The organism is Spirosoma sp. 48-14, from assembly GCF_001898575.1.
In the GTDB taxonomy this organism is placed as follows: domain Bacteria; phylum Bacteroidota; class Bacteroidia; order Cytophagales; family Spirosomataceae; genus Spirosoma.
The window spans coordinates 381608-401742 of the sequence record NZ_MKUD01000058.1; the positions used below are offsets into that span (position 1 = coordinate 381608).

Consider the following 20135-nt stretch of genomic DNA (forward strand, 5'->3'; position numbering starts at 1 on the left):
ATGCATTCCTGCCATGCAGCGTAAAGGAAACTTCTTTTTATCGGCCCACTGTTGTTGTTGAGCGCATCAGCCGCTCTTAATAAGCCATTTGGCCCAAATTCCTTTATTCTGTATTCCTGAAACAGTCGATCTAGCAATGCAACCGCTTCACCTGTACAATACTCTTTCGCGTAAAAAAGAACTATTTGAGCCAATCAACCCGCCTTATGTGGGCATGTACGTCTGCGGCCCAACAGTGTACAACTACGTTCACTTAGGCAACGTGCGCACCTTTCTGACATTCGATACACTCTACCGTTATCTGACGTTCATCGGCTATAAAGTTCGCTATGTCCGTAACCTGACCGACGTTGGGCATCTGGTTGGCGATGGCGATGAGGGCGAAGACAAGATTGGCCGAATGGCGAAGCTCGAAAAGGTAGAACCGATGGAAATTGTGCAACGCTTCACCAACGATTTTCATAATGTGATGGCGCAGTTCAATACCATTTCGCCCAGCATTGAGCCAACGGCAACGGGGCATATGGTCGAACAGATTGAGGCTGTTCAAACACTACTGGCGAAAGGTCTGGCGTACGAATCGAATGGGTCAGTATATTTCGATATTGATGCGTACAATCAGCGCGGAGGCAACTATGGCAAACTTTCGGGCCGTATCCTAGACGATCTGCTCAATGAAACCCGCGAGCTGGACGGGCAATCAGAAAAGCGAAGCCCACTGGATTTTGCCATCTGGAAAAATGCGGCTCCCGAACACATCATGCGCTGGAACTCACCCTGGGGCGAAGGCTTTCCGGGCTGGCATCTCGAATGCTCGTGCATGAGCATGAAGTACCTGGGCAAGCAGTTCGACATTCACGGCGGGGGTATGGATCTGAAATTCCCGCACCACGAATGTGAAATTGCTCAGGGCGACGGCCTCACGGGTGTGGACCCTGTCCGCTATTGGATGCACTCCAACATGTTGACGGTGAACGGGCAAAAAATGTCGAAGTCGTTAGGAAACTCGTTCCTCCCCGCCGAACTATTCGCCGGAAGTCATCCCTTGCTTGACCAGCCCTACAGCCCCATGACGGTCCGGTTCTTTATGCTTCAGTCGCATTACCGCAGCACCCTCGACTTCTCGAACGATGCCCTTAAAGCGGCTCAGAAAGGATACCGTCGGCTGGCTAATGGGTTACGGATCGCGAAAACATTGACCTATCGATCCGCAGGGGATGATTCTATAACGATCAGTGAAGACAAACAGCAGGATATTCGGCAGGCGGTTAATCAGTTTTACGAAGCCCTGAACGATGACCTTAATACAGCCGTGGGTATTGCCCAACTATTTACGTTGCTGAAATACATCAATATGCTGTACCTGAATCAACTCCAGCCAGCCGTATTGGGCGAAGAAGTCTTCAACCTGCTAAAAGAATCGTTTGTCTCGTTTATGCAGGACGTACTCGGCCTGACCGAAGAAGGCTCCTACAATCAGTCCATTCTGGAAGGATTACTGACGCTTTACCGCGAATACAAAGAGCAGCGCCAGTACGATAAAGTCGATCAGATTCGCTCGTATTTTAAGGCGCAGGGGTTAGCCATCAAAGACATGAAACACCAGATCGACTGGGCTTATGAAGAGTAAAGGTCATTTTGCGCTATTCATAGTCATTTGGTAAGTGGTCGCTCACCAACGACCTGACAACTTATGACAATCAATGACTCCAATGACCACTAATGACAATACAATGACCAAATCCATCCTTGTTTATTCGGTAGCCCTTGTGCTGGTAGCAACAAGCGCCTGTAAAACCAAACAGTCGCAGAGCGATTCGACACAGACGACGGAACAAAAAACCGTATCGGCTCCCGCTTTCAACGCCGACTCGGCTTATACGTATATTGAGAAACAGGTGGCCTTTGGCCCCCGTGTTCCTAACACACCCGCTCATACCCAAACCGGCAATTATCTGGTCACGAAGTTGAAGCAGTTTGGCTGTGAGGTTACCCAGCAATCGTTTGTAGCCACTACCTGGGATGGAAAAAAGCTGAATGCGCTTAATATTATCGGAAGTATCAACCCCAAAGCAACCAAGCGGATTATACTGGCTTCGCACTGGGATTCGCGTCCACATGCCGATAATGATCCCGATAAAGCAGATCAGAACAAGCCCGTTACGGCCGCAAATGACGGGGCCAGTGGCGTTGGGGTTTTGCTTGAACTGGCTCGTACCATTCAGCAAAGTAATCAGAAACCGACTGTGGGCATCGACATTATTTTCTTTGATGCCGAAGATTGGGGAAATGGGGAAAAAGCCACCAATGATTTTGAACAGGCAAGTGGTAACCAATTCGATTACATCGGTTTCTGCCTAGGCTCCCGCTATTGGGCGAAAAACCTGCACAAACCTGGTTATTCAGCTTACTACGGTATTCTTCTGGACATGGTCGGTGCTAAAGGTGCTACATTCGCTAAAGAAGGCCTATCGATGCAATTTGCCCCAACTGTCGTGAACAATGTCTGGCAAACGGCCAGTAACGCCGGATATAGCCAGTATTTTGTCGATACACCTGGTGGGCAAATTACCGACGATCATGTGGCACCAAACACAATTGCCAAAATTCCTATGATCGACATTATTCACACGAACATCGGTACGGGTGGTTTTTTTCCAAGCTGGCATACCGCCGAAGACGACATGAGTAACATTGACAAAGGCACGCTAAAGGCCGTTGGGCAAACCCTTCTGCAAGTACTTTACAACGAAGAATAAGAAATGAGCGAACGAGTGAAGACCGGGCTGGTATACCAGCAAAAGAGCAGCTATTGGAGTCTGAGCCTACTCTGCTTGTTTAGTCTTTTCTTAGCTGGACTGCTGGGCTGTAGTTCGGCACCGGATCAATTTGGCAAACTGGACATAAAAAAATGGCGGGGAGATCGGGGGGGATGCAATGGCGTTCGGGATAAGCTGCTTCCCGATTTTAAAGCCGAAATTCAGCATCTGAAGGGCAAGTCGGCGAACGAGATCGGGGAACTGCTTGGACGACCAGATATAAATCAGATTGCCGACCGAAATCAGAAATTCTACATCTATTTCCTTGAAAAAGGCCCCCAGTGTGACCAAGCGGGAGCTAAATCGAATAGCCGTTCGGTAGCCATACGAATGAGTGCCATCGGCCTGGCAACGGAAGTTACCTTTCAGAACGGTATCCCGTAACGTGTCTATAAAGCCGCGTTACTGGTAAAACTTCTTTCGCTCAATCATCTCCTCTACAACATCCGGCACCATATAGCGAATCGAGCGGTTGGCCCGTACACAGTCCCGAATAAATGTAGCCGAAATGTCCAGTAAGGGGGCATCAATTACCCGCACGTTTGTATGGGTCTTAAACGGGCTTTCCACAGCGCGCGGACGCTGGTAAACATACAACCCGTAATATTCCAGAATCTTGTCGTAATTCTTCCAGTTGGCGAATTGCTCCAGATTATCTTCACCCATTATCAGCCGGAAGGTATGTTGCGGATATTTTTCGCTAAGCCGAACCAACGTATCAATGGTATAGCTGGGCCGGGGCATCGAAAATTCAATATCCGTAGCTTTCAAGCGACTATTGTCAGCAATGGCCCGTTCTACCATATCGAACCGGTCAAATTCGTGCAATAAGCTTTTTGTTTTTTTAAACGGATTCTGGGGCGATACCACAAACCAGACCTGATCCAGATCGGTAGTCGTAGCCATTGTATTGGCAATAATCAGGTGGCCAATATGAATTGGATTGAACGAGCCAAAGAATAAGCCAATTTTCATTAATTCTCAGGAGCGAGGAGCGAGGAGTTAGGAGCGAGAATGGCTGACGCAGGGCTTTTATTGTTTTCGCGTCAGTCATTCTCGCTCCTAACTCCTCGCTCCTAATACTAATTAAATCACTGTTCCTTTAGCAGGAACCTGGTTTTTCTGTACAAAATCATCAACGAGTTTCTGAGCTTTCTGAAGAGATGTTTCCAGCTCATCGTTCATCAGAACCACATCGAACCGATCCTGAAAACTCATTTCGAAATGCACTTTAAAAAGACGACGGGATAAGCTTTCTTCAGTTTCAGAACCTCGGCCAATCAGCCGCTGACGCAGCGTAGCTTCATCAGGGACTTTCACAAACACGGCCAGTGCTTTATCGCCATAGTAGTTTTTCAGTTTCAATCCCCCCTGAACGTCAACATCAAACAGTACATGTTTGCCGCTAGCCCAAACCCGTTCAATTTCTGCTTTTAGTGTACCGTAGAAAGCACCGGTATACACTTCTTCCCACTCAACGAATTCATCGTTATCGATTCGCTGCTTAAATTCTTCTGGTGTCAGGAAATAATAATCTTTACCATTTTCCTCACTCCGCCCCCGCCGGTCGCGTGTGCATGCCGAAATGGAAAAGCCGAGATTGGTATTCCCGGCCAGCAAATGCTTAACGATAGTCGTTTTTCCGGAGCCCGATGGCGCCGAAAAAATAATCAGTTTACCTTCCAAGTGCTGATTGGTTTACGGTATAAAATTAATTAGGGTAATTAAGGCTGCCTGTAAGCGTTGCCCTAATTACCCTAATCGGTACGGTCACTACTAACTAAAACTTAGAATCCGGGATTTGATCGTTGCAACCAATTGCTCGGGGCAACATCTTTTTTCTATACGCTTAGTCAACAGCTCTTTCACTTCCTTTTCGAGTTGATACATCTGAATACAGGGCTTGCACGACTCGAGATTCGCTTTTGCTCTGGCAAGCTGTTGTTCGGTGGCTTCTCCATCCAAAATCAACTGAATTAACTTCAGGCAGTCAGCCCGGTGACTGCAATGTTCTTTCATCTCTGGCTTTGTGCCTGACGAGGATGGTAACGGCGTTTGCATTGGAAAAATTTTATTAATTCCAAGAATAATAATAACTAGGAGTTATCAGCAGAACCAAAATTGGCTTAGAAAAAGTTCGGTTTATTCGTCATTTTCTTCCTTATATCCCATTGAAGAAGCATAATCACGTAATTTTTCCTTCAATAGATTACGAGCACGGTGCAAACGAGACCGAACAGTGCCAATTGGAATATCCAGAATCTTAGCCATTTCTTCATATGTGAATCCTTCGATATCACAAAGAATAATGACCGTTCGGAAATCAACCGGCAACGAGTTCAGGGCGGTTGCAACTTCATCACCAATTAAGTCAGAAACGGACTCGGCCCGCAGGTCAACCGTGTGTTCAGATTCGGCATCTTCAGAGTTATAAGTCGTCTCAACGTCCTGATAATCTACCTTAGCCGGCTCCTTACTTTTTTTCCGATAATCGTTGATGAAACTGTTCTTCAGAATCCGAAACAGCCATGCTTTAGCGTTAGTTCCTTGCTCAAACGAGGAAATAAACCGAAACGCTTTCAGATAAGTATCTTGCACCAGATCATTCGCATCGTCCTCATCCATTGTCAGACGGAACGCGAAGTTGTACATGGAGTCGATATGGGGCATAAACTCCTTATTAAAAATCTGGTACTTCTGCTCCTCAGAATAACCACGAGAAGGCGCGTTAGCCAGTGGCTGTTCGGCAGAATCGCTGTCGGGTAAAAATTGATCCGGTCCGGTCGGTCCGCCGATGCGGTTCCGGTCGCTGGTTGGCGTATCTGACATAACTTCGGGAATAGTCGCCATAAAAGTAAGAGTTAATTGCCGTTTACAATCGGCAACACTCAACGAATTCGATAATTACCCGATCCAAATCGCTGAGCTTTTTAAAAATGACTGCAAAAATTAATCCTTTGTTCAAAAACAGGTGATAAAAATCAGGATTTATGACGATTTGGCAGGAACGATTCGGAACCTGACAATGTTAAAGCCGATCTATTGATACATTCACACGTATCGATGGATCGGCTTTAACGTGATTTGCTTTACAAATTAAGCCGTCGTAGGCTTAAAATAGCGCTTAAGCCAGGAATTGGCGGCTGTAATCTGCCAATCTGCCAAAAACTCTGCCTTTGTCTTCACCAATGTATTAAAGACAATTGTGTCAGGTGTCAGCAAGCCATCGGCAATGGCTAGTTTAATCAGTGGCAAAGCAACTGTCTGCACCGAGCCCTCGGTCGACAGAACGGCGGCTGATCGGTCAAAAAAATCAACACCAACCTGACGCCCAATTTCCTGTATGGTTCTTACTGAGGAGTCGATAGAACAGCCACTAGGCAATGCATATCCTTCATCAACCGCCACAACAATAAACCGATTTTCGATCACCTTTGCTGATGACAACAATGGCTCGCCATGAGCCGCCCACTGGTTTAGGGCCGTTTGCAACGTTGCGTCAATCGTTTTCACTTCTTCGCTCGTTAGCGAACGATTGGCCTGATATACCCATACACGGGCATGATCAGGTAGCTTATCGAAATCGATATACATAACAAAACAGATAATGTATAATGAACAATGGAAAATGAATCATGATTAGCGATACATCTGATGCTCCGTTATCCATTATTCATTTTCCATTGTTCATTGATTTTACAACCCTTCTTTCTGGGCGATGAGTTCCGCAATGTCATAGACACGAACGGAATCTTCACGATTCTTATTTTTCACGCCATCCGACATCATCGTCATGCAAAATGGGCAAGCTACAGCGATCGTATCAGCGCCTGTACCAAGTGCTTCTTCTGTTCGCTCCACGTTTACGTCTTTCTTGCCAGACTCAGGTTCTTTGAAATACTGCCCTCCACCAGCGCCACAGCACAATCCGTTCGCTTTCACACGCTTCATTTCAACCAAATCGGCATCCAATGCTTCTAAGACATCACGAGGAGCCTCATAAACTTTGTTGGCCCGACCCAGATAGCAGGAATCATGAAAGGTTATTTTTCGTCCCTTAAACGACTGTCCATCTTTTACTTTGATCCGCCCTTCATTGATGAGGCTTTGCAGGAACTGAGAATGGTGAATGACTTCATAGGTACCGCCTAGTTCAGGATACTCGTTTTTGAGCGTATTGAAGCAATGGGGGCAGGCTGTCACAATTTTCTTGACGTTATAGCCATTCAGGACTTGGATATTGGACACAGCCTGCATTTGAAATAAAAACTCATTCCCAGCCCGCCGGGCTGGGTCTCCCGTGCAGGATTCTTCGGTACCCAGCACAGCGAACTTGATACCTACATGGTTCAGAATACGCACAAACGCGATAGTGACCCGTTTGTAACGGTCATCAAATGAACCCGCACAACCCACCCAGAATAGAATCTCCGGTTCTTCACCGGCTGCGGCCATATCCGCCATTGTGGGCACTTTATAATTCGTTTCAGTTGGCATTTTTTCTATGATAACTGTTTACAGTATTCAGTTTACCGTTTACAGTAGCTTATGGATAAGTCTTCTATAAACTAGAAACCAGCTACCGAAAACCTATTTAACTTCATTAACCTGATCGGCCCAGTTGAAGCGGTCACTGGGTGAAAACTTCCAGGGAGCCATATTATTCTCGATGTTGCTGAACATGGCATTCCAGGAGGCCGGTGCCTGCGACTCTTCCATGACCCGATATCGACGCAACTGAAGAATGATATCCAGCGGATTTATATTTATCGGACAAGCGTTTACGCAGGCCTGACAAGTTGTACAGGCATTCAACTCTTCGGCTGTTATATAATCGTTGAGAAGCGACTTGTCATCTTTGTAATCGTACCCGTTGGTTTTCCAGCCTTGTTGAATTTCTTCGAGCCGGTCGCGGGTGTCCATCATAATTTTACGGGGAGATAACTTTTTACCTGTAATGTTAGCCGGACAGGCTGCTGTACAACGCCCACATTCAGTGCAACTATAGGCATTCATGAGGTTAATCCATTTCAGGTCCTGCACATCTTTAGCTCCAAATCGGCCTATTTCTGCAGGTTGCTGCCCATTGTCGTCGGTCTGTGAGCTATCCGTTCCCGTAGTTACTGGCAAGCCAAGCGACAACTGTACCTCTTTTGTGATTTCAGGCATATTCTGAATCTCGCCTTTGGGTTTCAGATCGGAGAAATACACGTTCGGGAATCCCAGCGCAATGTGTAGATGCTTGGAGTACGTAACATAAACCGCGAAGGCCATAATCCCTAAAATATGGAACCACCAGGCTGAGCGCTCATAACCGATCAAAGCGGTATCGCTGAAATTGATAAAAAGCGGTTTTAAATACTGGCTAATCAGAAAATCAGGCACAATCCCCTGCAAGGCAGCGTAATGTCCAACACCCCGATCCCGTAACACACTATCGGAGGCATTCCAGGTCAGAAATGCGATCATAAGCAGAATTTCAGCTATTAAAATAACTGCGGCATCAGTACGGGGCCAACGGGTCATTTCGCGGTGTCGTTCCGGCTGGAAACGGCTTACCTTAACTATAAACCGACGGCAGAGAAAAACAACGCATACCGTCAGAACACCAACCGCCAGGATTTCAAAAACACCAATCAGAAAGGGATAAACGGGGGCTATAAAGGGGGCAAACAGGCGATGGGTACCCAGTACACCATCCAGAATAATTTCCAGTACTTCGATATTGACAATCAGAAACCCGGCATAAATCACGAAGTGCATCACCCCCACTAAGGGATTGTTGAACATCTTCTTTTGCCCGAAGGCTACCAGTAGCATGGTTTTAAGCCGTTCATCAGCATGGTCCGTACGATTTTCGGAGCGACCTAGCCGGATAGCCCGGCTGATAAGCTGAATTCGTTTGGTTATATACCAACCCGTGGCCGCTAATGCTACTACAAATACTATTTGCTGAACAATTTCCATGTATTTATAAAACTTATTTTCTCTGATTGTCAGAAGGATACCAACAATACAACTTCTTTAATCAAAAAAATTACAGGTAAAGTATTGCAAAACGAATAACAAGGCGTACTTTTGCACCCACATTTAAACGGTCCGCCGTTGCGGTGATGTAGCTCAGTTGGTAGAGCAAAGGACTGAAAATCCTTGTGTCGGCGGTTCGATTCCGTCCATCACCACCCAAATCCAAGCCTTCTCAATCGAGAAGGCTTTTTTATTGGTTCCAAGCACGATTAACTGATCCATCATCAACTTTTTCTCTTTGCGTGTATGAAATAGTATGCTTGCATACTATTTCATACACGCAAAGATAGTGCTTTCACCATATCAGGCAAGCTTATTTATGGTATCAACAAAAGCCCGCTTGTTTAGTGAACTACTAACCGAGAAGATAGTCCTGCTAATCTGATTATTTCTTCTGTAACGCATCCATTTCGATACCAATTGCCTGCATAAGCTGGCTGGCATTAAAACTCTGGCAGATACCCTCACGTAACTTATAATCGAATAGAAGCTCACCATTATCGAGATCTGACTGGAAATGGTAATTGCGAACGAAATCGTCGGCATCGGTAAGCTGGCCTAATTCCAGATCATGGGTCGATACAAAGCCAGAAGCAGTTGTGTGATGTAACTGGCGAATCAAGGCCTCAGCACCCCGATGTCGATCAGCCGAATTGGTGCCTTTCAGAATCTCGTCCAGGAAATAAAGTACCGGGATTTTAGATGGCTGTTTTGTCAATTGAATGAGCGTTTGTAATCGCTTCAGTTCGGCATAAAATGAGGATGTGCTTTCTTCCAGGGAATCCTGTGTCCGCATGCTGGTAAACACACGCACAGGCGAACACCAGAAGCGTTCGGCACTAACAACAGCCCCGGCCAGAGCCAGTACCACATTGGCCCCAATCGTTCGCAAAAATGTACTCTTTCCCGACATATTGGAGCCTGTAATCAATATCGTTTGGCCTGATCCAGCCATTTTCAACGAATTAGCAATACTTCGATCAGGAGGGAGTAATGGGTGAGCGGCTAATGTAAAGTCCAAAACGAATTCGTCGTCAACAATATCTGGCGTCGTATAATCAGGATGAGCATAGGCAAAACCAGCCAGACTATTCAGGGCTTCCAGCTCACCCAGGGCTTCGAACCAGCGGCTCAGCTCTGGCCCATGGTTTTGTCGCCAACGTTCGAGCCGATATAGGTACTGAATGTCCCAGAGCGTAGCGATGCCAAATAGCAGAAAAAAGTAGGGATTACGACGGAAGTTTAGTCCTTCGGTTAGTTTCGCCAGAGACCCAATAGCCTCCGATGCCGATTGCTTGTCGGAACTCAGCGCCTGCCGGATGGCCCTAAGCCGAATGGCATCACCTTTTAGTTGCTCAGCTTGCTGAAATAAGCTACGGAAAGCTCGTAATGCGGCCGATATTTCGAATGTCTGCTCACTAACTTCCTTTGCCCGTGCTGCCGTCTGACTAAGAATAAAGCCGTGTACTGCTAAAGCTAGTAAAACAGTCATTCCGGGTAAATAACCTGCTAACCAGGCAATGAACAAGCTTAAGGTGATAGCGGGGAATAGAAAACGAACGATCGTCAAATAGCCTGGTAGAGGGGTAATCTCTGCTGTAGCCCATTTGATTAAGTCAGTCGGTGCTTGACCTACTTTTTCTTCGATGTAGGCTACTCCTTCAAATTGCTGCCGCCAGTCCATTTGCGGTTTCAGTTCATCCACGACCTGATGCCGCAGCCGAATCGAATCGGGCGAGGAGGGGGCTTTGAGCCAGGTCGCTAATCGATTCTGGCCTTCGTAGGTATGGGTCCGGTTAAGCAGGCGAAACAGGGAATGTTTACCAAACACGTCTAAATCACCGGTATAGTAATGCGTCGGGCTGGCAAACTGTTCACCCGTTTCAGGTCGGAGATATTGACGTTTAAGCCGCGCTGACTCGTCCTGATTGATAAACGCTAGTTTCTGGTTCAGATCGCGTTTAAGTCGAACTTGCTGGTGTTTTTTTAAGAGAATCAGGAAGCCAATAACGCCAGCTATCAGCGTTACTAAGGCAGCCAGTTGCTGATTTGTCTGTATAAATGCCCAGGTAGCAACGAGGCTACCGATAAACCACACAAGCCGCCAAAAGGCCAATTGGTTGAACTGACGCTGGGCGGCTTGTGCTGCACTCGTAAATTGTTGTTGGCGTTCTGGAAATAACGTTTCAGGGTTCATTAGGTAACGCAGGCCGTAACCCGCGATTTTGTTGGAGGCACGGGTTACTAGTGACAGGAAATCCCGCTTGAGGGTAGTTTCGCTTTATTACTTATTACAATCCTGACATACGCCCTGAATCAGAAGATTCATTTCTTTACGATTGTACCCTTCGGGTAATGCAATTGTGGGGATTCTTACCTTATCCAAACAGGTCGTTTGGCCGCAGGCTTCACATTTAAAATGAACGTGGTCGTGGTGATGGTGACCATCGGAGCAGGTTTCCCGGCAGAGGGCATATTTCGTTCCTCCTTCGTCGTCAAGGACTTTATGAAGCAGTCCTTTGTCCAGAAAAGTACGAAGCGTTCGGTATATCGTTACGCGGTCATGATCGGGGCCAAGGCCATTCTCAACATCGTTATGCGCCAGCGCATGACCGGCGTTCAGGAACAATTCAAGCACTTCCTCCCGGCCGTTGGTATGCCGAAGATTAAAGTCTTTCAGGGTTTTAGAAGCCAGTGTCATTTTTATAAATGAATAATATAGAATGGGTAATGGATAAGGTTTGTTTCAAGTGACACATTACCCTTTCCATTACTCGATTGGTTCGAACTGCAATTTAACCAGATTTGCGTAGATGCCGTCCTCCTGTAGTGCCAGTTCATCGTGGGTACCCGATTCAGCAATCTGACCTTCGCGTAAAACATAAATTCGATCCACTTTGCGGATGGTGGCCAATCGGTGGGCGATAATGATCGTGGTCCTATTCTGCATCAGTTCATCCAGGGCTTCCTGCACCAGTTTTTCCGATTCGGCATCCAGCGAACTGGTTGCTTCGTCCAGAATCAGAATAGCCGGATCTTTCAGAATAGCTCGTGCAATGGCGATTCGCTGACGCTGCCCTCCCGATAGTTTAATACCTCGTTCACCTACAACGGTCTGAAGGCCCTCTGGGAAAGAGTCTATAAACTGCAACGCGTTGGCTTTTCGGGCGGCTTCGCGTACTTCGGCTTCAGTAGCGCCAGGTTTGCCGTACTGAATATTTTCGAGAATAGTACCTCCAAACAAAATTACCTCCTGCGGCACTACGGCAATATTTTTCCGTAGTTCAGTCACGTTGAAAGTCGTCAAATCGCGGCCGTCGACAGTGATTTGTCCGCCACTGATTGGGTAGTATCGCATCAGCAATTGAACAATTGTTGACTTTCCAGCTCCGCTTTGCCCAACCAGCGCAATTTTCCGACCAGCTTCTACCGTCAGCGAAATACCTTTTAAAACAGGCACTTCGGGTCGGGAAGGATACGAAAAACGAACATCACTGAACTGCACTTTTCCTTGCAGGGGTACAAACAAAGGCAGTTCGTCGGCCGCGTTAACTTCCGAAGGTTCTTCCAGGATCTCCAGAATCCGTTCCGAAGCACCAACTGTTTTCTGAACCTGCGCGTATAAATCGCCCATACCCGCTACCGATCCTCCGATAAAGGCCGTGTAGAAGATAAAGGTGAGTAAATCGGCAAATGGAATTTCGCCCGACTGAACCAGGCTACCGCCGTACCAAACGATCCCCATAATACCACCAAACATGGCGAAGATGATGAATGAGACAAATACTCCCCGGAAACGAGCCGCTTTAAGGGCTATATTCACCATTTTCTGGAGTGCATTGCTATATCGGCCAATTTCCAGACGCTCATTGGTGAACGCTTTTACCACATTAACCGATTGCAGGGTTTCTTCCACAATCACACTAGCAGCTGCTAGCTGATCCTGGGCCTGCTTCGATAGTCGTCGGATGAACCGCCCGAAGAATATAGCCGCCACAATAATCACCGGGAATGTCGCCAGCATAAACAGGGTCAACTTCCAGGAAACGTAGAGTATAAAAAGTGTACCCCCAACCAGCGTAGCCACCTGCCGGAATAGTTCGGCCAGGGTGATGGATAAAATATCCTGCAACTGCGACACATCGGCCGATAGACGACTCGTCAGTTCGCCGACCCGCCGTTTTTCGAAAAATGGAATCGATAAAGTAATGATTTTACTATACACTTCGCGTCGGACATCGGCCATTGACCGCTCACTGACCTGCGCGAAGAAATAGATTCGGAAGAAGGAGAAAACAGCCTGTAAAATCAGGATTCCTCCAAACATCAGAATAACCTGATTCAGGGTAAAGGGTGATTTGCCCTGAATAACGCTGGTTACCTGCCCAATCAACGCCGGAAAACTCAGTGTAGTGGTAGTCGACAGGATGAGGAAAATAAAGCCGACCACAAACTGCATCCGATACGGTCGTACATATCGGAACACACGCAGGGCTTTTTTGTAATCGTCCCGACTATATTTTTTCTTATCAATTTCGCTGGCTTCCTCGCCAAAAGTCCGTCCCCGTTTTGCCATTTTATTTTTTCTTATAGCGACACATTGTGTCTTTTATTCGCACCGTTTTCCGGTTGACGCCAGGCAGACGCAACGTATTGCGTCTCTACTCGTTTTGTCCTTTGTATCCTGACTGTTCAAAAATTTGCCGAGCATCAGCATTGTGCATCAGGTCTGCAATACTGACACTGCTGTGTTCATCAAAAAACATACTCACAATGCGCCAACCCACCCAACGACCGATAGCACCAGGACAATCTTTACCAATTTCGGCCGTAAATGGCCGTTCGTTCAGATAACGCTGCTTTATTGCCGGATTTGTTTGGTATAACAACTGATTATCAATAAAATGTGCCCAAACTACATCTTGTGCATTAAACGTTTGTGTCAATTGTTTGTCTGTATAGCCGATAACCAGGCTGTCGGCTGTGTTGGGTAACATGGTTTTAGTAAACACATACCCTTTGCCATAGTATACCATGTCGGCCAGCATCGTTTGGTCAGTGCGGTTCGTGGCATTGTATTTGTCTGAGATGGCAAAAACAATAGCAGGTACCAGGTGGTCCTTATCGTATCGACGTAGGATGTACTGTGGAAATTCGTTTGCTGGCGGTAGAAATTTGGCTTTGGGGCCAACGAAGTAATCAAGGCCGATGACAATTAAACTATCGGTTACGACCAGATCAGGACCCATAAATCCCGTGACAACCGTTGCTATTTTGGGTGATTGGAAGTCGGGAAAGTCTTTTTTAATGTTAGCGAAGGCCTCGCCTAATTGTTTCCGTAAATCGGTCAAGTCGCCAAATTCAGCCTGAATCTGACGATTGAATTCATTGAGTGCTGGGTTTGCAATCCGATTGGTCAATTCATGAACAACCGATGTATCATTTCCGGCTCCGTTCGCGTTAAAGTACAATTGAGCTATAGCCGGATTCCGGTTCAATACAGCTCGGATACTATCGGGAGATTGGCCGGAAAAGAGCTGCTGATCGAGCCGAATAATCGTAACGTCTTCGTTTTTTGTACACGAAGCCAAAAGAAATAAACAAAAAAGGCCGAGGATGGCCGTTTGTATCCGCATGAAAATCATAGGTTTTCATTATAGAAAACGTGCAAAATTATGAAAAAAGTTGCAGGGTTTGGGCTGATTTTGGGATTGCTGGTAGTTGGTAGTAGTTGGGCCCAATCTTCCTCACCAGCCCTTTACCGCATACGCACTAAAGAATCAAACGTAACCGAAAAGCGATTTCGTAAAATTCTGGGCGATAATTATGATGGTCAGGACCAGAATCGACGCGACTACGATGATGATCGAAAACGCCGTCGTCGGCAGCAAAGTCAGTCCTCCGAAAACAATGGCTACGGCTCGGGACCTGATTACCTATGGACAACGCATCTTATTGAAATGAGTATCCGTTTTGCTCCGTCACTCGATCTAAATACAGCGGAGGGAACGGGTAACTACGCTGGTTTTCGTGCTAATGGAGCCGGGGTTCGAATGAGTGTCGGGCCATCGCTCGATTACTTTTTTTTCAAAGATCGGTATGCATTTAGCTCCGGGCTTTGGTATACCATCAAACGGTCGGGCTTTCAAATGCCGGGTTCGTTTGGCGAAACCCGCTGGAACCCAAGTGCACCGGAGAAAGAATCGGTTTACAACCTCCAGTATCTGCAAATACCGATGACGGTGAAAATGTTTGCCAATAACATCGCGCCCGATCTGCGCCTGTATGTACAAACGGGAGGTTTGTTGAGTATAAAATTAGCAGAACGAGCACTGGACCAGGCCCGAAACGGACTGTATATGGCCGAGACTGGTGGCGACCGCCGTCAATACGGCTTTGGTGATGTTGAACTTCTGCTCGGGGCGGGTGTCCAGTATAAAATCAATCAGAACAACGCGTTTAATCTGGGCATGAGTTATCAGCGTGGCCTGATCGATATTGCGCGAGGGAGTGACTTGCTGTCGAAAAGCCGGGTTGTCAGCCTGGAACTGGGCTTTAAATTTTAATATGTATCGTGGACGGTTAGTCCGCGTAGCCGCCAGGCTACGTTATAGCGGCATTTGCCTGGCGGCTACGCGGACTAGCCGTCCACGATACAGCTCTACAATCGCATTTCGATTCCCTTTTCTCGTAAATACCCTTTTAGGGCTGGAATCTCAATTTCTTTAAAGTGAAAGATACTGGCGGCTAATCCGGCGTCGGCTTTTCCGGTTGTGAACACATCAACAAAGTGATCCATCGAACCAGCTCCCCCCGACGCAATCACCGGAATATTTGCGGTACCCGAAATTTGAGCCGTTAAGTCAAGCGCAAAACCAGCCTTGGTCCCATCTGTATCCATCGAGGTCAATAAAATTTCGCCAGCTCCCCGGTCTTCGACTTCTTTAGCCCAGGCAATCGTTCGTAGAGCAGTAGGTTTGCGTCCGCCGTGTGTATGCACAATGTGCTCGAATTGGGAGCCCTTTTCTTCCTGCTCTACTGGAATCCAGCGCGTATCGATGGCAACGACTATGCACTGACTGCCAAATTCGAGGGCAAGCTGGTTCACTAAATCCGGATTGCGAACGGCCGATGAATTGATCGAAATTTTATCGGCTCCAGCGTTCAGTAGCGCTGAAACATCCGCTACCGACGAAATACCGCCACCTACCGTAAAAGGAATATTGATGGTATGTGCCACGTTTCGAACGAGTTCGATCAGGGTTTTACGCTCGTCGACAGTGGCCGTAATATCCAGGAAAACCAGTTCGTCGGCACCCTGTTCGGCATAAATAGCTGCCAGGGCAACCGGGTCGCCTGCGTCTCGCAGGTTCACAAAGTTTGTTCCTTTGACGGTACGACCATCTTTTATATCAAGACAGGGGATAATTCGTTTGGTGAGCATCAGTAAGAAGTAAATGCTTTGATATACATGGTATTTTCTGGATTGTCGCTAACCTGAAATCCAAATTGTTTGTAAAGGCCGTGGGCATCACGGGTCACCAGCATAATGCGTCGCAAGCCCTGCAACGGCGGGTAGGCCATAATGAATGCCATCAACTGTTTGGATAACCCTTTACCCCGGTGTTCGGGCAGAATAAACACATCGGCCAGATACCCAAATGTTGCTAAGTCTGTTACTACGCGGGCAAATCCAACCTGGTTATCACCTTGATATACGCCGAAACACACAGAATTGTCGATGGATCGCTGAACGAGTTCACGGGGAATATTCAGGCACCAGTAAGCCTCTTCGCTCAGAAATCGATGAATCACATCAATGTCCAGCCTGGCCTTGTCAGCGTTGATGGTGTATTCTTCATTCATAGGTATTCAAAGCACACTATTTAGAGGGTGGAAAAAAAGAGGCTACGAAATCTAAAATACCAACCACTTTCCGAAGTTCAACCACTTCTGGCATAGCACGTAAATACGATTGGGGATTGTCGTACTCATGTATTTGATAGCCATTAAAGTAAAACACTTCAAAAAAGTAGTCCTCCCCATCTAATATCCAAACGGAACGTTTGGTACTGTATCCATAGACCGTGAAGCTACCATCTGGTTCCATTTTCCCACTTCGTTCTATTGCTGGTCCTTGAGCAGGATGAAGTTGCCTATCGATATCGCTCTCATTAGGCAATGAAAGAATACCTTTTTGAGTTAATTGGAGCCATAGACTGTCAGCCAGCGGTTTATGAGGAACAATTTTTCGGGCAGATTTAAATCTTTTTTTCCCTGACTTAAGACTATACTTCACTAAGTCACAATGATTGCCCTGCTTAATCAGAACATAAAGCGTTTGGGCATCGCCATATTGAAACGATTGATTGTTCCAGATACGGACTTCATAATCTCCTTCTTTGGGTGCAGGGGGCTGTAATCTTATTTTCTCTGCCAGTTTTTGAAACCGCTGTTTTAAGATTGGTATTGGCGTACTACCTCCCTCTACCTGATTTGATAGATATATACTAACAAGCAACAGGATAAGCCAAGGTCTCATAATTGAATTATACACCCATAAACCGACTCAATTCTTTTAGTGTCACGCGCCCTTCATAAATGGCTTTACCCACGATAACGCCAAATAGATTCATATCGGCCAGGGTTTCAATATCAGCCATATTACTGACCCCGCCACTGGCAATGACGTTTAGTTTCGGAAACTGATCCTGTAGGTTTCGATACAGTTCAAAAGATGGGCCCTGTAGCAAGCCATCTTTCGCTACATCGGTGCTAATGACATAGCTGATGCCTTTCTCTACCCATTTCTCCACAAAATCATATACCCAAACCTCAGTCGATTCCTCCCAGCCACTGACAGCTATTTTTTCATTTTTCGCATCAGCACCCAGAATGATCGCTTCGGAGCCAAGTTGCGAGAGCCATCGCTCCATCACCTCAGGTTGTTTGACGGCAATACTTCCACCCGTTACCTGTTTGGCTCCACATTCAAAAACGACCCGCAGATCCTCGTCCGACTGTACACCACCGCCAAAATCAATGTGGAGTTTGGTTTTGGAAGCGATCAATTCAAGCACTTTCCAGTTAATGACCCGTTTTTCTTTTGCTCCATCAAGATCAACTAAATGGAGTCGGGTCAGACCAGCATCTTCAAACTGCTGTGCCACTTCCAATGGGCGGGCATTGTATTCTTTCTTCTGGCTATAATCACCCTGCGTCAGGCGAACAGCTTTTCCTTCAATAAGGTCAATTGCGGGTATGATGTACATGTGTAACGCGGGTGGAAACCCGTCTGTTAGCTTTCATTGTAGCGGATTTCCACCACGACGGCGAAGCTTTCGTGTTATAGTTTCAAAAAGTTTTCCAGTATTCGCTGGCCGACATTACCACTGATTTCCGCGTGAAATTGGGCCGCATAAAAATTATCACGCTGGAGCATGGCACTAAATGGCCGAACGTAATCACAGGTAGCCGTTGTATCAGGGCAGACATCAGCCGCGTAGCTATGCACGAAATATACGTATGCATTTTCCGAGACTCCTCCGGTCAGGGGCCCTTGCAGGTTATGAATACTATTCCAGCCCGTATGTGGTACTTTGAGACGTGGCTCTCCGTCTCCACGGCGGGCCGGAAAACGCCGAACATCAATGTCGAAAATGCCCATACAGGTCGTATTATTCTCTTCTGAATACCGACACATCAACTGCATACCAACACACGTGCCGAGCACAGGTTGTTTCAACGATGGAATTAGTTTATCCAGCCCTCGTTCCCGCAGATAAGCCATAGCGGTACTCGCTTCACCAACTCCAGGAAAAATCACCTTATCGGCCGAGCGAATTTCGACTTCATCGTCCGTCAGCAGGTAAGAAGCCCCCAATCGTTCCAGGGCATACATAACCGACTGAACATTACCAGCGTTGTATTTAATAATGACCGTTTTCATAAGGTAATGTATAATGGAAAATGTATAATGAATAACAGCACACTAACTCGGAATTTTGCGTTATACATTGTACATTATTCATTAAAAAAAGCCCGGCTCGTTAGCAGAACCGGGCTTTGTATATGTGGTTATCCGAATTGACGTTCCGAACTCACAAACAAACGCATCTTGTTCTGCCGCGTTACCGCTCAGAGTGATGATGCCGATGATGTGTTGCCTGTGAAATCATAGAGCAAAGGTAAAGGCTTGTTTCTTTAATTCAAAATAAGCTACCCTGTACAACTTTAGGTTGGAGGACCGGTTCACGCAAGTTTAGTCCGCAGTGTTTGTTCAGTTCGCGAATCCAGTGTAGGATCAGTTCGGGAGCGGTATCATTATCGCCACCACCATGAATGAAGAGGTAAGCGGTCTGCAACCCCTTTTCAAACCAGGTTTTCAGCCGTTGAATCCAGGCATCAGAGCGTATGTAATCCGTAGGATGGCCTTCGTTAGCAATGAATCGGAGCGTTAATACGGGGCTGCTTAAACCCATGTGCAATACATCCCGTCGACCCGCTACGTCTGTAATGACCGCATGGCGTCGAAGTAAATAGAGACGTTCGAGCGTTTGCTGCCACACGGCTGCTTTACTGAACCAGTCGGGGTGGCGAAATTCAACGGCTACGTCCAGCTCATCGGGCAGGCTTTTCAAATACGCTTCCAGAACTGGCCATTTTTCGGGACCAAATTGAGGAGGCAGTTGCAGAAATGTCATGCCCAGAAACTCTTCCAGGCTCAAAACAGCGTTGACAAACTCTTCGGTCAGGGCTTCGGTCGCTACCAACTGCCGTTCATGGCTGATAACCTGCGGAAATTTTGGGCAATACGTAAATCCAGAACGATCGGGGGAACCAGCCGCTTCGGCTTTCCATTTCTGAATCATACCCGCCGTTGGAATCTGGTAATGGGTCAGGTTTAATTCGATGGTATTGAATTGCCGGACGTAATAGTGCAGAAAATCACGTTCCTTAGCTGTAGACGGATACACTTTTCCAACGTAATCTTTGTTAGCCCAGACAGGCCCGCCTATGAATACGTTTGGATGTTGTGAGGGTTCAACGCTCGCCCAAATCTTAGCGTTAAAAGCCGCACCCGGCGGTAGCGTAAGATTGATGGCGTCGAGGTTATGTATTTTTCCAAATTCCATAGGCTTCTGGCTGACATATTGCAGTAAAACTGTCAAAGACAGGCTTTCGTTTTTTCGCCCTATCCAATTTAGCTAATTTTGTATTTTATCCATAATCCCAAGGCTGGTTTTTACCGTATAGTCGTATCTATATCTGAAATGCTAGCCTGAGTTT

General features: G+C 46.7%; 21 protein-coding genes and 1 tRNA gene. 5 read left to right on the forward strand and 17 right to left on the reverse strand.

Annotated elements, in window-relative coordinates; translation table 11 throughout:
- Positions 1-136: 136 nt before the first annotated feature.
- From cysS to BGO59_RS26395, 3 genes are all read left to right on the forward strand, one after another.
- Entirely contained in the window at positions 137-1630 is a 1494-nt protein-coding gene (cysS, locus tag BGO59_RS26385) for a cysteine--tRNA ligase (RefSeq protein ID WP_293688642.1), read from the forward strand.
- Between the two features lie 103 nt (positions 1631-1733).
- Positions 1734-2759: a M28 family peptidase gene (locus BGO59_RS26390; protein WP_293688644.1), complete on the forward strand. Its 1026-nt coding sequence runs from the start codon at positions 1734-1736 to the stop codon at positions 2757-2759.
- A 3-nt stretch (positions 2760-2762) separates the two neighbouring features.
- Positions 2763-3203: a hypothetical protein gene (locus BGO59_RS26395; RefSeq protein WP_293688646.1), complete on the forward strand. Its 441-nt coding sequence runs from the start codon at positions 2763-2765 to the stop codon at positions 3201-3203.
- Positions 3204-3221: 18 nt separating this feature from the next.
- On the opposite strand, the gene nadD is transcribed toward BGO59_RS26395, so the two are convergent.
- From nadD to BGO59_RS26430, 7 genes are all read right to left on the reverse strand, one after another.
- Complete coding sequence (nadD, locus tag BGO59_RS26400) at positions 3222-3794, reverse strand: nicotinate (nicotinamide) nucleotide adenylyltransferase (RefSeq protein WP_293688648.1); 573 nt, start codon at positions 3792-3794, stop codon at positions 3222-3224.
- Between the two features lie 111 nt (positions 3795-3905).
- On the reverse strand, positions 3906-4505 hold the full coding sequence (gene gmk, locus BGO59_RS26405; RefSeq protein WP_293688650.1) for a guanylate kinase: 600 nt from the start codon (positions 4503-4505) through the stop codon (positions 3906-3908).
- 90 nt (positions 4506-4595) lie between these two features.
- Positions 4596-4838: a hypothetical protein gene (locus BGO59_RS26410; RefSeq protein ID WP_080059672.1), complete on the reverse strand. Its 243-nt coding sequence runs from the start codon at positions 4836-4838 to the stop codon at positions 4596-4598.
- Between the two features lie 123 nt (positions 4839-4961).
- Positions 4962-5669: a sigma-70 family RNA polymerase sigma factor gene (locus BGO59_RS26415; protein WP_293688655.1), complete on the reverse strand. Its 708-nt coding sequence runs from the start codon at positions 5667-5669 to the stop codon at positions 4962-4964.
- A 246-nt stretch (positions 5670-5915) separates the two neighbouring features.
- The gene (locus tag BGO59_RS26420; protein ID WP_293688657.1) at positions 5916-6413 is read right to left on the reverse strand and encodes a hypothetical protein; all 498 of its coding nucleotides are present in this window, start codon (positions 6411-6413) and stop codon (positions 5916-5918) included.
- A gap of 102 nt (positions 6414-6515) precedes the next feature.
- On the reverse strand, positions 6516-7316 hold the full coding sequence (locus BGO59_RS26425) for a (Fe-S)-binding protein (protein ID WP_293688659.1): 801 nt from the start codon (positions 7314-7316) through the stop codon (positions 6516-6518).
- 93 nt (positions 7317-7409) lie between these two features.
- Positions 7410-8786 carry a 4Fe-4S dicluster domain-containing protein gene (locus BGO59_RS26430; protein ID WP_293688661.1) on the reverse strand — a complete coding sequence of 459 codons (1377 nt, stop codon included), beginning with the start codon at positions 8784-8786 and terminating at the stop codon, positions 7410-7412.
- 142 nt (positions 8787-8928) lie between these two features.
- On the opposite strand from BGO59_RS26430, the gene BGO59_RS26435 reads away from it, so the two are divergent.
- A tRNA-Phe gene (locus BGO59_RS26435) sits at positions 8929-9001 on the forward strand.
- Positions 9002-9231: 230 nt separating this feature from the next.
- Here the strand turns inward: BGO59_RS26435 and BGO59_RS26440 are convergent.
- From BGO59_RS26440 to BGO59_RS26455, 4 genes are all read right to left on the reverse strand, one after another.
- Positions 9232-11043, reverse strand: coding sequence for a DNA mismatch repair protein MutS (locus BGO59_RS26440; protein ID WP_293688663.1), 1812 nt, complete (start codon positions 11041-11043; stop codon positions 9232-9234).
- A gap of 87 nt (positions 11044-11130) precedes the next feature.
- The gene (locus tag BGO59_RS26445; RefSeq protein WP_293688665.1) at positions 11131-11547 is read right to left on the reverse strand and encodes a Fur family transcriptional regulator; all 417 of its coding nucleotides are present in this window, start codon (positions 11545-11547) and stop codon (positions 11131-11133) included.
- A 69-nt stretch (positions 11548-11616) separates the two neighbouring features.
- On the reverse strand, positions 11617-13422 hold the full coding sequence (locus BGO59_RS26450; protein ID WP_293688667.1) for an ABC transporter transmembrane domain-containing protein: 1806 nt from the start codon (positions 13420-13422) through the stop codon (positions 11617-11619).
- Between the two features lie 85 nt (positions 13423-13507).
- The gene (locus BGO59_RS26455; RefSeq protein WP_293688669.1) at positions 13508-14482 is read right to left on the reverse strand and encodes a gliding motility protein; all 975 of its coding nucleotides are present in this window, start codon (positions 14480-14482) and stop codon (positions 13508-13510) included.
- A 39-nt stretch (positions 14483-14521) separates the two neighbouring features.
- Between BGO59_RS26455 and BGO59_RS26460 the strand changes: the two genes are divergently transcribed.
- Positions 14522-15412, forward strand: a complete 891-nt coding sequence (locus tag BGO59_RS26460; RefSeq protein ID WP_293688671.1) for a PorT family protein — start codon at positions 14522-14524, stop codon at positions 15410-15412.
- A 95-nt stretch (positions 15413-15507) separates the two neighbouring features.
- Here BGO59_RS26460 and hisF read toward each other — a convergent pair whose 3' ends face one another.
- The 6 genes from hisF to BGO59_RS26490 all read right to left on the reverse strand — a co-directional run bounded on the left by hisF (position 15508) and on the right by BGO59_RS26490 (position 19981).
- The gene (hisF, locus tag BGO59_RS26465; RefSeq protein ID WP_293688673.1) at positions 15508-16290 is read right to left on the reverse strand and encodes an imidazole glycerol phosphate synthase subunit HisF; all 783 of its coding nucleotides are present in this window, start codon (positions 16288-16290) and stop codon (positions 15508-15510) included.
- Positions 16290-16712: a GNAT family N-acetyltransferase gene (locus BGO59_RS26470; protein WP_293688675.1), complete on the reverse strand. Its 423-nt coding sequence runs from the start codon at positions 16710-16712 to the stop codon at positions 16290-16292. Before BGO59_RS26470 ends, hisF begins: the two co-directional genes overlap by 1 nt.
- Before the next feature lie 16 nt (positions 16713-16728).
- Positions 16729-17388 carry a hypothetical protein gene (locus BGO59_RS26475; RefSeq protein ID WP_293688677.1) on the reverse strand — a complete coding sequence of 220 codons (660 nt, stop codon included), beginning with the start codon at positions 17386-17388 and terminating at the stop codon, positions 16729-16731.
- A 7-nt stretch (positions 17389-17395) separates the two neighbouring features.
- Positions 17396-18118, reverse strand: coding sequence for a 1-(5-phosphoribosyl)-5-[(5-phosphoribosylamino)methylideneamino]imidazole-4-carboxamide isomerase (gene hisA / locus BGO59_RS26480; protein ID WP_293688679.1), 723 nt, complete (start codon positions 18116-18118; stop codon positions 17396-17398).
- Positions 18119-18192: 74 nt separating this feature from the next.
- Complete coding sequence (gene hisH, locus BGO59_RS26485) at positions 18193-18795, reverse strand: imidazole glycerol phosphate synthase subunit HisH (protein WP_293688681.1); 603 nt, start codon at positions 18793-18795, stop codon at positions 18193-18195.
- A 259-nt stretch (positions 18796-19054) separates the two neighbouring features.
- Positions 19055-19981, reverse strand: coding sequence for a DUF72 domain-containing protein (locus tag BGO59_RS26490; RefSeq protein WP_293688683.1), 927 nt, complete (start codon positions 19979-19981; stop codon positions 19055-19057).
- Between the last annotated feature and the right edge of the window lie 154 nt (positions 19982-20135).